The following is a 15,636-nucleotide window of genomic DNA, read 5'->3' as shown; positions in this document are numbered from 1 at the left end:
ACCGAATGGGGTATTTTACAGGATAAAATTGCGGAAAAACCGTAACCGCGTTTTCGCGAAGCATCGTACCTTTCGCCGTATTTGCATCCGAAATTGCCATTTTGGGGGCAGACAAGTATCTTTACGTCAAACAACGGCATGTCGCTTCTACAGACTCCCATCGAATATCTCAAAGGCGTCGGTCCCGCTCGGGGCGAGTTGCTTCGTAAGGAAGTAGCCATACGTACCTTCGAAGACCTGCTGCATTTTTTCCCGAATCGGTATATCGACCGCACGCGCTATTACCGTGTGAACGAATTGCGCGAGTCTGGGGCCGATGTGCAGTTGATTGGGAAGATTATCCATGTCAAAACCGTAGAACAGAAGCGGGGACAACGCTTGGTCGCCACGTTTGCCGACGATACCGGCCAAATGGACCTTATCTGGTTCCAGGGCATCAAATGGATTCGGGAAACCCTGAAACTGGGCATTCCGGTGGTCATCTTTGGCAAAGCGAATGCCTTCAACGGCACGTTCAGCATGCCGCATCCGGAAATCGAATTGCTGTCGGAGCACGAACAAAGCCTGCGCTCGGCCCTGCAACCCGTGTACCCGTCGACCGAAACCCTGGGCAACCGCGGCATTTCCAATCGCGTCGTCAACAAGATGATGCAGCAATTGTTTGGGGATGTACGCGACCACATCCACGAAACCCTCCCGCCCTGGATACTCGACGATCTCAAGCTCATGCCCAAGAAAGAGGCGCTGTTCAACCTGCATTTTCCGACTGGAAACGAGGCACTGGCCCGCGCAAGGTACCGGCTGAAGTTTGAGGAATTGTTTTTCATCCAACTGCAACTGATTACCAAGAACCTGGTTCGGAAACAGAAAATCAAGGGGCATGCGTTTCTGGTGGTGGGCGATAAATTCACTGAGTTTTACGAAAAACACCTACCATTCGAGCTAACGGAAGCGCAGAAGCGCGTTATCCGGGAGATCCGGAATGATATGGGCAAACCGGCCCAGATGAACCGCTTGTTACAGGGTGATGTGGGTTCAGGCAAGACCATCGTTGCCTTCATGGCGATGTTGATTGCCATCGGGAATGGATTTCAGGCATGTATCATGGCCCCGACGGAAATATTGGCGACACAGCACTATAACGGACTCGCCGAACTGGCCCGCGAGATGGACGTCAGTATCCGGTTGCTGACGGGTTCAACCCGACCGACAGCACGCGCGGAAATACATGAAAGCCTTGAGAACGGACAACTTCATATACTGGTGGGTACGCATGCCCTGTTGGAGGATAAAGTGCGGTTCCACAACCTCGGACTCGCCATCATCGACGAGCAGCACCGGTTTGGCGTGGAACAGCGGTCGAAATTGTGGAAGAAGAATACGATACCGCCGCATGTGTTGGTAATGACCGCCACGCCTATTCCGCGCACCCTGGCCATGAGTTTGTATGGCGACCTGGACGTGTCGGTAATCGACGAGTTGCCAAAAGGACGGAAACCGATACAGACCGTCCATCGGTATGATGCGAATCGTTTGAAAGTGTGGAAATTCCTGAAGGATGAGATTGCAAAAGGCCGGCAGGTATACATCGTCTATCCCCTCATCAAGGAGTCGGAAAAGATGGACCTCAAGGACCTGATGGACGGCTATGAAAGTATTTCCCGCGATTTTCCCCTCCCCGACTACGCCATTTCCATCGTGCATGGCAAAATGAAACCGGCCGACAAGGATGCGGAAATGGAGCGCTTCGCCAAAGGCAAGACGCAGATCATGGTGGCAACCACCGTCATCGAGGTGGGCGTCAACGTACCGAATGCCAGTGTGATGGTCATCGAGAACGCCGAGCGCTTCGGTTTGTCGCAGTTGCACCAGTTGCGGGGCCGTGTTGGCCGTGGCGCCGAGCAGAGCTACTGCATCCTGATGACCTCACATAAACTGTCAAGCGACAGCAAAACGCGATTGGAAACCATGGTACGCACGAATGACGGATTCGAGATTGCGGAAGTCGACCTGCGGCTGCGCGGACCGGGCGACCTGACCGGCACCCAGCAAAGTGGTGTGCTGCAAATGAAGATCGCCGATATCGTAAGGGACCGCGACATACTGGAAACGGCACGGCATTATGCCATCCGCCTGCTCAAGAATGATCCCGGCCTCACTGCCACGGAACACCGCACCGTCCGTCATGTTTTCGAACGGATGGAAGCCGGTCGGGATATTTGGAATTACATCAGTTAAATCAGCCTAAACCGCTGTTAAAAAAAAACAAAGTACGCCCCCGTTGCCATTTTTACCCAGTAGCTTTGTGCGGCGTGTCAATTTCGCAATTTGTAACTATTTTACAATTCAGTCTGACGGATGAAGGTTAAATACATCGTGTACACGGTTTTAGTTCTCGGAGGCGCGGCGCTGATCGGCTACCGCATTACCGAAAACAAAAAGAAAGACGGACCCAGGAAGGAAATGGGAAACAAGAAACCGACACGCGTTACGGGCATCGTATTGCAACCGCAGGTGTTTGCCGACAACCTCTCGCTGACCGGATCGCTTGAACCCAACGAACAGGTAGACGTGAGAAGTGAAGTATCGGGTGTGGTACGCGACATCCGTTTTTCGGAAGGCGGCGACGTACAGAAAGGACAAGTCCTTTTCAAGGTAGACGATACCGAACTCCGCGCCCGCCTCGCCCAGGCAAAAAGCGCAGAAGCCCTTGCGGCAGAGAATGCCCGCCGGGCCCGGCTGTTGCTGGAAAAAGAAGCCATCAGCCAGGAAGAATTCGACGTATCAAACGCGGATTACCAATCGGCTAAGGCCCAATCCCAGCTCATACGTGCGCAATTAGCAAAAACCGTTGTCCGCGCGCCTTTTTCCGGTCGCATCGGGCTACGGTATATTTCCACCGGTACCTACGTAACACCCGAAACACCTGTTGCCAAGCTCGTCAACAACAGCCAACTGAAACTGACCTTTTCGATTCCGGAGAAATATGCGGCGCAAATGAAAGCCGGTAGTCCGCTCACCTTTGGCGTGGCGGGATCGCGTGACCGGTATACAGCGAAAATCTATGCCATTGAGCCTGAGGTGGAAGCCACGACACGGACCCTCAAAATGCGGGCGGTGGCCGATAACCGTTCCGGACGCCTGATTCCGGGTACCTTCGCCAATGTCGAATTGCCGCTTGCCCGGATCGATGACGCGTTGCTGGTGCCGAGTGAAGCCCTGATCCCGATCCAGAACGGGAAGAAAGTGTTCGTCTCACGGAACGGAAAAGCCATGGAAATCGTAGTCGAAACCGGCTCGCGTACGGATCGGGATGTGTTAATCCTATCGGGATTGAAAGCCGGCGATACGGTGTTGACCTCCGGTGTGATGTCATTGAAAAATGAAGACCCTGTTACGATTGCGATTGCAGGCGCGCCGTCATCCCCTAAAAAATAATATGAGCCTTTCGACCCTAAGTATACGCCGCCCGGTATTGACCATCGTGATGAACGTGGCCATCATCCTGTTTGGGGTGATTGGCTATCTGTATCTGGGTGTACGCGAGTTTCCTTCGATCGACCCGGCGCAGATATCGGTGCGTACGACCTACTCGGGCGCCAACGCCGACATCATCGAATCACAGATTACCGAACCGCTGGAAAAAGCGATCAACTCTATAGACGGCATCCGTAATATCACCTCGTCCAGCAACCAGGGATCGAGTAACATCACCATCGAATTCAACCTCGACAAAAACCTGGAGGAAGCCGCGAATGACGTGCGCGACAAGGTGGCACAGGCTATCCGAAGCCTTCCGCAGGACATCGATGCCCCGCCTGTGGTTTCAAAGGCCGATGCCGATTCAGAGCCTATCATCACAATGACGGTTCAGAGCGATAACAAGAACGTGCTTGAGCTATCGGATTATGCCGATAATGTCATCGCACAACGGCTGCAAACCATACCCGGTGTCAGTTCCGTGCAGATCTGGGGGCAACGCCGGTATGCGATGCGCCTCTGGATCGACCCCGTGAAACTTGCCGCCTTTGGCTGCACGGTATCGGATGTGCGACAGGCCCTTGCCACGCAGAACGTGGAGTTACCATCGGGGAAATTAACGGGTGCGAACACCGAACTGACCGTCAAAACACTCGGTAACCTTTCGAAGGAAGAACAGTTTGATGATATCATCGTCAAGGCGGATGATGCGGGTAATGTGATCCGCTTCCGTGATGTCGGAAAGGCCGCGCTGGAAGCCGAGAACCTTGAAACGAAGCTGAGTGACTCCGGACAGCCGATGGTCGGACTCGCGATCATTCCGCAGCCGGGCACCAATTACCTTGACATTGCCGAAGCTTTTTACAAACAGTATGAACAACTGAAGAAAGACCTGCCGAAAGATTTCAAGCTCAACATCGCCATCGACAACACCGTTTTCATCAAGAAAGCCGTGACGGAAGTAGCGGAAACGCTGTTGCTTTCGATCGTTCTCGTCATCCTCATCATTTACCTCTTCTTCCGCGACTGGGCCATTGCGTTCCGTCCGTTGCTCGACATTCCGGTTTCCCTGATCGCGACGTTTTTTATTATGTGGATGTTCGGATTTTCGGTGAACGTACTGACCTTGCTTGCCATCGTATTGGCTACCGGACTCGTGGTGGATGACGGGATCGTGGTCACCGAGAACATCTTTAAAAAGGTAGAGGAAGGCATGAGTCCGATTGAAGCAGCGATAAAAGGCTCAAACGAGATCTTCTTTGCCGTTATTTCCATTTCCGTCACCCTGGCTGCGGTGTTCCTGCCGGTGATCTTCCTCGAAGGATTCGTCGGACGGCTGTTCCGCGAATTTGGCGTGGTCATTGGCGCGGCGGTATTGGTCTCGGCCTTTGTATCGCTGACATTGACGCCGATGCTGAACGCCTACCTGATGAAGGCCGGTGTGCAGAAGAAATCGCGTTTCTACGACCTTACCGAGCCGTATTTCCAACGGATGAACGCCGGGTATGCCCGACGCCTGACAGGATTCCTCAAGCGCAAATGGTTGAGTTTCCCGATACTGGCAGGCTGTTTGGGACTTATCGTGATGTTTTTTAGTATCCTACAGAAAGAAACCGCCCCGTATGATGACCGTAGCTTCCTCAATGTTGGCGTGACCGGTGTCGAGGGCGCGACATACGACTATATGGACCGATTTATGACCGAGTTGAGTACGTTGGTCAACGATTCCATTCCCGAGAAGAAAGTATCGCTCATCATTACCTCTCCGGGTTTCGGTGCGTCTTCAATCAACAGCGGCCGGGCCCGTATTGCCCTGGTGGAACCAGGTGAGCGAAGCCGTTCCCAAAAAGAAATTGCCGATGCGCTGACCAAAGCCACCAAACGCTACTCACAGGTGAAGGTGAATGTCAGCGAAACGCCAACCATTGCCGTCAACCGACGCGGTGGCCTGCCGATACAATATGTCATACAGGCACCGAATTTCGAGAAACTACGGGAGAAGATTCCCGCCTTCATGGACGCCGCGGAAAACGACCCCACCTTCTCGAACGTGGATGTCAACCTGAAATTCAACAAGCCGGAACTGTATGTCACCATCGACCGCGAAAAAGCAGAAAGCCTGGGTGTCTCGGTACTTGACATCGCACAAACACTGCAATTGTCGTTCAGCGGGCAGCGTTTTGGCTACTACCTGATGAACGGAAAACAGTATCAGGTAATCGGGCAGTTTGACCGGAAAGACCGCGATGAGCCGCTTGACCTTACCTCGTCGTTTGTGAAGAATAACAAAGGGGAACTGATCCAAATGGACAACCTGGTAACGACGGCCGAAGCCAGCAGTCCACCCCAACTCTACCACAACAACCGTTATATGTCAGCTACTGTTTCGGCCGGACTGGCGCCTGGTAAAAGTATCGGCGACGGTATTGAAGCCATGGAACGCATCCGGGAGAAAGTGCTCGACGACAGTTTCACGACCGACTTGCAGGGGGAATCCCGTGACTTTGTGGAGAGTAGTTCGAATACGAGCTTTGCGTTCGGTCTTGCCTTGTTGCTGATTTACCTGATATTGGCGGCGCAGTTTGAGAGTTTCATCGATCCGTTCATCATCATTCTTACGGTTCCGATGGCCGTGGCGGGTGCCCTTCTATCGCTGTGGCTGTTTGGGCAGACGTGGAACATCTTCAGCCAGATCGGTACCATCATGCTTATCGGACTGGTGACGAAAAACGGTATCCTGATTGTGGAATTCGCCAACCAATTGCGGGAAGAAGGCAAGCCAAAATGGGAAGCGATAGTGGAAGCATCCGAATCGCGGCTACGGCCGATCCTGATGACGAGCCTTGCGATTGCGTTGGGCGCCTTGCCGATTGCGCTTTCGCTGGGTGCGGCGTCTACCAGCCGGATTGGTATGGGCGTCGTGATTGTCGGAGGCACGCTCTTTTCGCTGGTGCTGACTCTTTTTGTGATTCCGGCCATTTACCTGATGTGGTCGCGGGAAAAGACACACCGCCCTGAATTTGACCGCATCGACCAACTTGAAAAAGAAGGAAACGTATGAGACGCGTTGTCTGGATATTACTGTTTGTGACAGCACCCATGTGCGCGCAGGAACTGCTTACGGCTGAGGAAGCCGTGAATATCGCGCTTGAGAATAATTATGACATCCGGCTTCGCGCCAATGACCTGAAGATCGATTCGGAGAATGTGGCCATCGGCAACGCCGGTATGTTGCCTGCCGTGACGGCGAACGTCAATGATAACAACAGCCGGCAATACATCCGGCAGGTGCGGTCGGACGGTACCATCAATGAAGTCAATAACGGACTGAACAACAACCTGTCGTATGGTGTAAACCTCGGCTGGACCGTATTTGACGGACTCTCGATGTTCTCGCGCTACGACCAATTAAAGGAAAACCGGAAGCTGGGCGAAGCAGAATTGCAACAGGCCATCCTGCAGCGCATCGGCGACGTGCTGGAAACCTATTACAACCTCGTACAGCAGCAACAGCAACTGACGGCGATCGATACCGCCATTGCGTATTCACGGGAACGGCTGACGCTGGCCGAAAACCGTTTTTCGATTGGCAAGGCGGCGCGTTTAGACGTGTTGAACGCACAGGTAGACCTGAATACCGACCTTGACAGCCGGCTCACCCAGAAGGCATTGTATGCCCGCACCCTCATCGAACTCAATACCCTGTTGGGACGTGACCCGAAAACCGAATTCCGGGTGGCGGAGAGCGCAGACGTCGAACGCGGTCTGTTGTTGCCGGAACTGGAGGAGAACGCCCGAAAACAGAATCCGCAGTTGCAGGCACAGCTTATCAACAAACGGATCAGCGAACTCAACCTTCGCACGATAAAAGGGCAGCGGTACCCGACGATTTCGGTCAACACCGGATATAATTTCTCTGACACGCGGTCGAGTCTGGGTTTTACGACGCAAAATACCAACCGTGGTTTCAATTACGGGTTTGCGGCCACGCTCAATGTCTTTGACGGCTTCCGGCAAAAGCGAAATGAAACCATTGCCAAAATACAGATTGAAAATGCCACGCTGGCGGTGCAGCAACAGGAACTGACGGTGCTGGCGGCGGTTGATGCGGCCTTCCAGGATTACCTGACCAACCTTGAAATGGCTGATCTGGCACGGGAAAATGTAGCGATTGCGAAACGGAATTTCGAGATTACCAGCGACAAGTTTCGGATCGGCACCCTCACGCCGGTGGAAGTCCGTACGGCACAGCTCAACTATCTCAACGCCAAGGTGCGACTAAGCAATGCGTTATACAGCGCCAAACTGTCGGAGCTGGCCTTGCGGGAACTCAGCGGCACGCTTCGCCTGCGTTAATTCGGGGAAATACGATATCTTAGACCCGTTTTCATCTCTCAAAACCCGCTGTTTTGCTTTCGTACAACACAAAAGACTGGTTCGCTTTTATCATCCGCTTTCACAAAGCCGACACCTTCCGCACCCTGTTCCCAGTGATGTTGGGTATTGGCATTTATGCCGCGTTGGTCGGATGGCTGGAGGTCGAATACTTCCAGGTTGGGGAAAAAAGCTATATCCGGAATGTAGACAAACTGCACGGTATCTTAGGATTCGTGATTTCCCTTTTATTGGTATTCCGCACCAACAGTGCCTATGACCGTTGGTGGGAAGGACGCAAACTGTGGGGTAGTCTCGTCAACAACAGCCGGAACCTGGCGCTGAAGCTATCGGCGATGCTGCATGACGAAAACGACCGGGCGTTCTTCCGGAAGACCATTCCGGCCTATGCGACCGTACTCGATGTACATTTAAAAGACGACAAGTTATCACTGCAACTGTTCGACGACGTCATACTTCCGGAAAGCGGCCACCAACCCAACCATCTGGCGGCCCTTATGTTTGCGCGGCTCAACAGTCTGTACCAGCAAAAAGTCCTCACGGGCGACCAACTCATTATATTGAACGCGGAAATGCAGTCGTTTAGCGAGATTTGCGGTGCCTGCGAGCGCATCAAAAACACGCCCATCCCCTACTCGTACAGTGCGTTCATCAAGAAGTTCATTTTCTTTTATGTAATGACACTGCCTTTTGGCTACGCCTTTTCATTGGGCTATTTCGTCGCCCCTATCGTCGTGTTCATTTTCTATGTACTGGCCTCTCTGGAACTGATTGCGGAAGAAATCGAAGATCCATTCGGCGTCGACGAAAACGACCTGCCGACAGCCCGTATCGCGGAGAACATTCGAAAACATGTAGCGGAAGTCCTCTGACGGAATCGGATTTTTCTTATCTTTAGGCACTTACGACCTGAGATGACGCCGACCCGCGCACTGATACCGCCTCCGCAACTGTCACACGAAAACTCGTTGAAGACCCTCGTGGAGAACCGGACGGTCTATACGCTTGACGCCTGCGAACTCAACCTTTTTGAAACCTACGAGAACTCGCATCTGGTGCCGCTGCGTTTTTCCGATTTCGTGGTCACGAGCATGCTGCGCGGCAAGAAAATCATGCATCTTTTCGACGATCCGGCCTTTGAGTACCTCCCGGGTGAAACGGTGGTGATTCCGTCAAATGTGGAGATGAAGATTGATTTCCCGGAAGCGGAATTCCAGAACCCGACGCAGTGCCTGGCCCTGGCGATTGACCAACAGAAAATCGACCGGACGATCGAATTGCTGAACGAACGGTATCCGAAGGAAGGGAGTAGCATGTGGCAGCTTGACCACCAGAATTACTTTTTTTACAACAACATCGAGCTTGCCGCCACCATCGGGAAGCTGATCAATGAATGTATGAGTACGTCTGTGGCAAAAGACATCCTGGCCGATTTGACCTTACAGGAGCTGCTTATCCGTATCATACAAACCCAGACCGCGAAATCGCTTGAACGCGACCACTTGTCGGATAACCACCATCCGATAGCGCAGGTGGTGGAATTCATACGGTCCAACATCCGCGAAAGCCTGACATTGAAGATCCTCAGCGATCGGGCGTGTATGAGTGCCAGTTCGTTTTACCGGGTTTTCAAGCGGGAGACGGGTATGAGTCCCATCGACTTTGTCTTACACGAAAAAATCCGGCATGCGAAAAAACTCCTCCGCGACCCATACCTACAGGTGAACGAAGTGGGTTATATGGCCGGTTTTGACGACCCGAACTACTTCATCCGCTTATTCAAGAAGCAGGAAGGCATTACCCCGAAACAGTTCCAGGCGCTGAACGTGGGCTAGGCGCCGCGGCGTATGGGCGTAAGATCGGCGGCTTCGGACGGCGTAAAGAGCCGCGACTGCACGATGAAACGAAACCCCATCGGTATTTCCAATGAAAAACTGGAGCCACGGCCTTCCACTACATCCATCGTCAGGTGGGTGTGTTGCCAGTATTCGAACTGGTCGCCGCTCATCCAGAATTCACATCCCTCGATAGTTCCCAGGCATACATCGTTTGCACCGACGCGGAATTCACCGGCCTGGAAGCACATGGGTTGTGATCCGTCGCAGCAGCCACCACTTTGGTGAAACATGAGTGCGCCGTACTGTTGTTGCAAGACGGCCACCAGTGCAGCCGCGCGTTGCGTGATAGCAATCCTGTTATACATAAGAAAAAAGCCCGGCGTGAACCGGGCCTACACAAATTTAGTTACTTAGAAAAAGCCCAGTTTGTTTTTGTCGTATGAGATGAGCATGTTTTTGGTCTGTTGGTAGTGCGCCAGCATCATCTTGTGGTTCTCGCGTCCAAAACCGGATTTTTTATACCCGCCGAACGGAGCGTGCGCCGGATAGGCATGGTAGTTATTGACCCATACCCTACCCGCTTTGATGGCGCGTGGCACCTGGTACATTTCATGTGTGTCGCGTGTCCAGACGCCGGCACCGAGTCCGTACAGCGTGTCGTTGGCAATTTCAAGCGCCTCTTCCACCGTTTTGAAAGTGGTGACACATACCACCGGACCGAAAATCTCTTCCTGGAAGATGCGCATCTTATTGTGTCCTTTGAAAATGGTTGGTTGGATGTAATACCCGCCCTCGAGTCCTTCGATGGTATTGACATCACCACCCGTCAACAACTCGGCACCTTCCTCACGGCCTAGTTGCAGGTATGACCGGATTTTCTCGTATTGGTCGTTCGACGCCTGTGCGCCCATCATGACCGTACCGTCAAGCGGATGACCGGTTTTGATTGCCTTCGTACGCTCGATGACACGGGCCATGAAAACGTCGTAGATCGACTCGTGGACGAGAATGCGTGACGGGCACGTACACACTTCTCCCTGGTTGAGGGCAAAAAGGACCGCGCCTTCGACCGCCTTATCAAAGAAAGCATCATCGGCATCGGCGACGGACGGAAAGAAGATGTTGGGCGATTTTCCGCCTAGCTCCATGGTAGCAGGGATGATATTTTCAGACGCATATTGCAGGATGAGGCGTCCGGTAGTGGTTTCGCCCGTAAAGGAGACCTTCGCGATGCGGGGTGACTGTGCCAACGGTTTACCCGCTTCGAGGCCGAATCCGGTCAGGATGTTCAGCACGCCGGGCGGCAGGATGTCTCCGATCAGTTCCATCATCACCATGATGGAGGTCGGTGTCTGTTCAGCGGCTTTTACGATACAGCAGTTACCGGCGGCAAGGGCGGGCGCGATTTTCCAGGTAGCCATGAGCAGTGGGAAATTCCACGGAATAATCTGTCCGACTACGCCTATCGGTTCGTTCAGGCAGATGCTGACCGTATGCTCGTCGTGTTCTGAAATGGACCCTTCTTCGGTGCGGATGACAGCGGCAAAATACCGGAAATGGTCGATGACCAACGGCAGGTCGGCTGCACGGGTTTCACGCACCGCTTTACCGTTGTCAATCGTTTCCACTACCGCGAGGTATTCGAGGTTCGCTTCGATGCGGTCGGCGATTTTGTTCAGGAGCGAAGCGCGATAGGCCGGTGACGATTTGCCCCACGTAGCAAAGGCGGCGTGTGCGGCGTCGAGGGCCATTTCTACATCCTCGACGGTCGATCGCGCTGCAGATGTGAAGACCTTTCCGTTGACAGGCGAGACATTTTCAAAATAGCCGCCTTTTACGGGTGGCGTAAATTTTCCGTTGATAAAGTTGTCATACTTCGGCTTGAAATCAGGCCATTGTGCGATGGTTGACATAGTGTATACAGTTTTGGTTTGTGTCAAAAGTATCCGACTACCGGCTACGGGTGATAGCACAAAAAAGTCAATCGATAGCACAAAATTTTCAACTTGCTGTTTTTCGGGTGGTAAATTCCTTCTATTCGTAAAAAAGACCACCATTAATTTTGAATATGGAAAAATCGACGTTAAAATGGGAGTCCGATAGCTAGTGTGACTGAGGGGATTCCCGATGGGCGTTTCCCTATGAAAATCCGGGTCGGCTTCCCGCCCTCAGCGGCGTTTTCCTTATATTTGCAACCTGTTTACGAAAAGCACCTATGAAAATTTCCTATAACTGGATTCGCCAATTCATCAAAATCGACAATACATCGGAAGAAACCGCTTCGTTGCTCACCGACCTTGGGCTTGAAGTAGAATCCGTTGATCGTTTCCAATCGGTGAAAGGGGGACTCGAAGGCATTGTAGTAGGACACGTGTTGACGTGCGAGAAGCATCCAAACGCCGACCGGCTTAAGGTCACGACGGTGGACTTGGGTGATGGCGCGCCTGTGCAAATTGTGTGCGGGGCGGCAAACGTGGCAGCCGGACAAAAAGTGCCGGTAGCGACGATTGGTACAACGTTGTTTGATAAAGAAGGAAAAGCGTTCCAGATCAAAAAAGGGAAGATACGCGATATGGAAAGCCACGGCATGATCTGCGCGGAAGACGAGATCGGCTTAGGCGACAGCCACGACGGAATCCTGGTGCTGGATGCGAAACTGAAGCCCGGAACGCCCGTGGCCGAGGTCTTCCAGGTAGAGAACGACGAAGTGTTCGAAATCGGACTTACCCCCAACCGTGCCGATGCGATGAGCCATATGGGCGTGGCCCGTGACCTTCGCGCCGGACTTCTTTTGCGGAACATCGCGACGGAGTTTAAAACGCCTTCGGTGAGTGCGTTCCGCGTAGACAAACGCACCCTGAAAATCGATGTAAAGGTAGAAGATGCCAAGCTGGCTCCGCGGTATTGCGGCGTGACGCTGTCGGGTGTGACGGTGAAGCCCTCCCCTGCCTGGTTGCAGAACCGTTTGAAAGCCATCGGTATCAACCCGAAAAACAATATCGTGGATGTGACGAACTACGTCCTACACGAACTGGGCCAGCCCCTTCACGCGTTCGACGCTGCCCGCATTACGGGAAGCAAGGTCGTGGTGAAAACGCTGCCTGCGGGCACTAAATTCACTACGCTTGACGAGGTCGAACGCGAATTGCATGCCGACGACCTGATGATCTGCGACGAAAAAGGCCCTATGTGCTTCGCCGGCGTATTGGGTGGCAAGAACTCGGGCGTAACCGAAAATACTAACTCCATTTTCCTGGAAAGCGCGTACTTCAACCCGGTATCGGTGCGGAAGACGGCCAAACGACATGCCATCAATACCGACGCCTCGTTCCGTTTTGAACGCGGTATCGATCCGACCATCACGGAGTATGCATTGAAACGCGCGGCCTTGCTGATCAAAGAATTGGCAGGTGGTGAAGTGACATCGGATATCATCGACCTGTATCCGAAGAAAATAGAGGACTTCCCTGTGGTGCTGAACTTCGCGAAAGCGGCTCGCATCATCGGGCAGGAACTTCCGAAGGAAACCATCAAGAAAATACTCGTCTCGCTTGATATCAAAGTGAACAGTGTATCGGATGCCGGACTCGGACTCACCATCCCGGCGTATCGGGTAGATGTGCAACGGGAAATCGACGTCATCGAGGAAATCCTTCGCGTGTATGGGTACAACAACATCGCGTTCTCGAAAAAATTGAATGCGACGGTAGCCAATTCACCCCGCACGGAAGATTATAAAATACAGAATATTGTAGCGGGTGTCTTGAACGCCAACGGTTTCCATGAGATGATGGCCAACTCGTTGACGACACCTGAGTATACCGCGCTGTCTGAAACCCTGAAACCGCAGTTTGGTGTTTCGATGCTGAATCCCCTGAGCGGCGATCTGGCGGCGATGCGACAATCGATGCTGTTTTCGGGCCTGGAGGCGGTAGCGTATAACATCAACCGCCGGAACAGCGACCTCAAGCTGTTTGAGTTCGGAAAAACGTATCACAAACTGCCGTCCGGTTATGAAGAGCCGAAACACCTTACTCTTTTTATGAGTGGTGACCGTCAGGCGGAAAACTGGACACCGTCCGTTCCCGGAGGTTTCTTCCTTTTCAAAGGGTATGTGGAAGCCGTAATAGCGCGTTTGGGCCTGACCGGTACGCGTGCACTTCCGGTTGAATCGGATGTTTTTGCGGAAGGAATGGCATTGGCGCTGGGCAACGAGATCATAGTGGAATTCGGGACCGTGAGGAAAAACCTGCTGAAGGCATTCGATATCCGTCAGGAAGTATTGTATGCCGATTTCAACTGGAACGCCGTATTGAAAAACCTGGGCGGCAAGATCCGGTTTACGGATATCCCCAAATACCCGGAAGTACGACGTGATTTCGCCCTCTTACTCGACGAAAACGTCAGTTTCGGAACCATCTATTCGTTGGCGCGTCAAACCGAAAAGTCGCTGTTGAAAGAAGTCCGCCTTTTTGACGTATACGAAGGCAAGAACCTTCCGGCGGGCAAGAAATCATATGCCGTGAGCTTCATCCTGCAGGATACGACCAAAACCCTGACCGATACGCAGATAGACAAGATCATGAGCAAGCTGCAGCAACAGTTCGAGAGTGAACTGGGTGCCAGTCTTCGCTAAAACAAAAAAATCCCGTCATCAGACGGGATTTCTTATTTTCAGGCACTTTCTTAGTTGGGCATTACCACGGTGTCGATTACGTGGATGACGCCGTTTGATTGGTATACATCGGCAATCGTTACGATTGACCTGCCACCTTTCTCGTCTACGAGTACCAGGTTCTTACCGCTCATCATGGCTTTCAGCTTCCCGCCTTCGACTGTGGTGAATACGGCGGTTCCGTTACCCGCTTTGATCGCCGCGGCGATCGCTTTGCTGTCATACTTGCCTGCCAGCACGTGGTAGGTCAGTACTTTTGTCAGCGTCGCCTTGTTTTCAGGCTTTACCAGTGTTTCCACGGTTCCCTTTGGCAATTTATCGAACGCCGCATTGGTAGGGGCAAAAACAGTGAACGGGCCTTTCGACTGCAGCGTTTCCACCAACCCGGCTGCTTTTACCGCGGCCACCAACGTAGTATGGTCTTTTGAGTTGACGGCGTTTTCTACGATGTTCTTTGTCGCATACATCGGTGCGCCGCCCACCTGTGGGTTGTTTTGCGCGGTCGCCATCTGGGCAGTGAACAATACGGTCGCAACAGCGAAAGCGGAAATGATTTTTTGCATTTTCATGGTAAATTGGATTTTATTGTTTCCCCCATTTACGCCGTCGGAGGAAGGACGGTTTGCCGGTATCACGCTTTTAACAGCGATTTGTGAAAAGGGCATAAAGAAGCCCGCTTTGCAGGCGGGCTATCTTGTGGGGGTACTTCTTTCTATTGCTGCAGGGCGACACCATCCAGTTGGTGTATGACGCCATTGCTCATATAATGATCGGCCTCTTTAATGGTGACCGTATTGCCTTTTTCATCTTTGATGACAAAGCGGTTGCCTTCTTTCATCGCCCAAAGCTTGCCGCCTTCGAGTGAGGTATAAATGGCGCGTCCGGAGCCGTCTTCAATATCGCGGGCCAATACAGCCGAGTCGATTTTCCCGGGCACTATATAATAGCTGACCATCGATCGAAGCGCATCGCCTTTGGCGGAACCGGCGTTGAAATGGCTATTGGTAGGGGCGAAAATGGTAAACGATCCTTTTCCGGAGAGCAAATGGGCAAGCCCTGCTTCACGGGCCTTGGCGGCAAATTCGGAGGTGTTCTGATCCGCCGCGGCACCCGCCAGCACGTTTTGTTTCTGGGCATAGGTAGTAGTCGCCAGGAACAGCGACAGGCAAACGGTAGCGAAAAACGAATAGGTAGGTTTCATGATACGTGTATTTTAGTATCTTAAAGGTAGTGCGTTTACCGACGGCT

11 protein-coding genes are annotated in these 15,636 nt (G+C 52.6%); 7 read left to right on the top strand and 4 right to left on the bottom strand.

Annotation, left to right across the window (positions count from 1 at the left end; genetic code table 11):
* Positions 1 to 138: 138 nt before the first annotated feature.
* The 6 genes from recG to MKO97_RS09305 all read left to right on the top strand — a co-directional run bounded on the left by recG (position 139) and on the right by MKO97_RS09305 (position 9,710).
* Positions 139 to 2,238 (top strand): ATP-dependent DNA helicase RecG, encoded by a 2,100-nt coding sequence (recG, locus tag MKO97_RS09330; protein ID WP_241102948.1) that lies wholly within the window; start codon positions 139 to 141, stop codon positions 2,236 to 2,238.
* A 120-nt stretch (positions 2,239 to 2,358) separates the two neighbouring features.
* A complete protein-coding gene (locus tag MKO97_RS09325) occupies positions 2,359 to 3,438 on the top strand; it encodes an efflux RND transporter periplasmic adaptor subunit (protein WP_241102947.1) in 1,080 nt (359 codons plus the stop codon).
* A 1-nt stretch (position 3,439) separates the two neighbouring features.
* Entirely contained in the window at positions 3,440 to 6,541 is a 3,102-nt protein-coding gene (locus MKO97_RS09320) for an efflux RND transporter permease subunit (RefSeq protein ID WP_241102946.1), read from the top strand.
* The gene (locus MKO97_RS09315; RefSeq protein ID WP_241102945.1) at positions 6,538 to 7,836 is read left to right on the top strand and encodes a TolC family protein; all 1,299 of its coding nucleotides are present in this window, start codon (positions 6,538 to 6,540) and stop codon (positions 7,834 to 7,836) included. Before MKO97_RS09320 ends, MKO97_RS09315 begins: the two co-directional genes overlap by 4 nt.
* Positions 7,837 to 7,889: 53 nt before the next feature.
* Positions 7,890 to 8,747, top strand: a complete 858-nt coding sequence (locus MKO97_RS09310) for a bestrophin family protein (protein WP_241102944.1) — start codon at positions 7,890 to 7,892, stop codon at positions 8,745 to 8,747.
* A 96-nt stretch (positions 8,748 to 8,843) separates the two neighbouring features.
* Entirely contained in the window at positions 8,844 to 9,710 is an 867-nt protein-coding gene (locus MKO97_RS09305) for an AraC family transcriptional regulator (RefSeq protein ID WP_319800063.1), read from the top strand.
* On the opposite strand, the gene MKO97_RS09300 is transcribed toward MKO97_RS09305, so the two are convergent.
* Complete coding sequence (locus MKO97_RS09300; RefSeq protein WP_241102942.1) at positions 9,707 to 10,078, bottom strand: DUF779 domain-containing protein; 372 nt, start codon at positions 10,076 to 10,078, stop codon at positions 9,707 to 9,709. The two genes, MKO97_RS09305 and MKO97_RS09300, sit on opposite strands and share 4 nt — an antisense overlap.
* A 45-nt stretch (positions 10,079 to 10,123) precedes the next feature.
* Positions 10,124 to 11,626 carry an aldehyde dehydrogenase family protein gene (locus MKO97_RS09295; protein WP_241102941.1) on the bottom strand — a complete coding sequence of 501 codons (1,503 nt, stop codon included), beginning with the start codon at positions 11,624 to 11,626 and terminating at the stop codon, positions 10,124 to 10,126.
* 302 nt (positions 11,627 to 11,928) lie between these two features.
* Between MKO97_RS09295 and pheT the strand changes: the two genes are divergently transcribed.
* A complete protein-coding gene (pheT, locus tag MKO97_RS09290; protein ID WP_241102940.1) occupies positions 11,929 to 14,349 on the top strand; it encodes a phenylalanine--tRNA ligase subunit beta in 2,421 nt (806 codons plus the stop codon).
* A gap of 50 nt (positions 14,350 to 14,399) precedes the next feature.
* Here the strand turns inward: pheT and MKO97_RS09285 are convergent, their stop codons facing one another.
* Both MKO97_RS09285 and MKO97_RS09280 read right to left on the bottom strand, forming a co-directional pair.
* Entirely contained in the window at positions 14,400 to 14,957 is a 558-nt protein-coding gene (locus MKO97_RS09285; protein WP_241102939.1) for a fasciclin domain-containing protein, read from the bottom strand.
* A gap of 143 nt (positions 14,958 to 15,100) precedes the next feature.
* Positions 15,101 to 15,589, bottom strand: a complete 489-nt coding sequence (locus tag MKO97_RS09280; protein ID WP_241102938.1) for a fasciclin domain-containing protein — start codon at positions 15,587 to 15,589, stop codon at positions 15,101 to 15,103.
* Positions 15,590 to 15,636 lie beyond the last annotated feature (47 nt).

This window comes from Flavobacterium sp. HJ-32-4, from assembly GCF_022532105.1.
GTDB lineage: Bacteria > Bacteroidota > Bacteroidia > Flavobacteriales > Flavobacteriaceae > Flavobacterium.
This window is presented reverse-complemented; position numbering and strand designations above follow the sequence as displayed.

Excerpts from the sequence above, each read along its gene's own strand:
- recG (WP_241102948.1), top strand. The coding sequence starts at position 139 with ATGTCGCTTCTACAGACTCCCATCGAATATCTCAAAGGCGTCGGTCCC.
- MKO97_RS09325 (WP_241102947.1), top strand. The coding sequence starts at position 2,359 with ATGAAGGTTAAATACATCGTGTACACGGTTTTAGTTCTCGGAGGCGCG.
- MKO97_RS09320 (WP_241102946.1), top strand. The coding sequence starts at position 3,440 with ATGAGCCTTTCGACCCTAAGTATACGCCGCCCGGTATTGACCATCGTG.
- MKO97_RS09315 (WP_241102945.1), top strand. The coding sequence starts at position 6,538 with ATGAGACGCGTTGTCTGGATATTACTGTTTGTGACAGCACCCATGTGC.
- MKO97_RS09300 (WP_241102942.1), bottom strand. The coding sequence starts at position 10,078 with ATGTATAACAGGATTGCTATCACGCAACGCGCGGCTGCACTGGTGGCC.
- MKO97_RS09295 (WP_241102941.1), bottom strand. The coding sequence starts at position 11,626 with ATGTCAACCATCGCACAATGGCCTGATTTCAAGCCGAAGTATGACAAC.
- pheT (WP_241102940.1), top strand. The coding sequence starts at position 11,929 with ATGAAAATTTCCTATAACTGGATTCGCCAATTCATCAAAATCGACAAT.
- MKO97_RS09285 (WP_241102939.1), bottom strand. The coding sequence starts at position 14,957 with ATGAAAATGCAAAAAATCATTTCCGCTTTCGCTGTTGCGACCGTATTG.
- MKO97_RS09280 (WP_241102938.1), bottom strand. The coding sequence starts at position 15,589 with ATGAAACCTACCTATTCGTTTTTCGCTACCGTTTGCCTGTCGCTGTTC.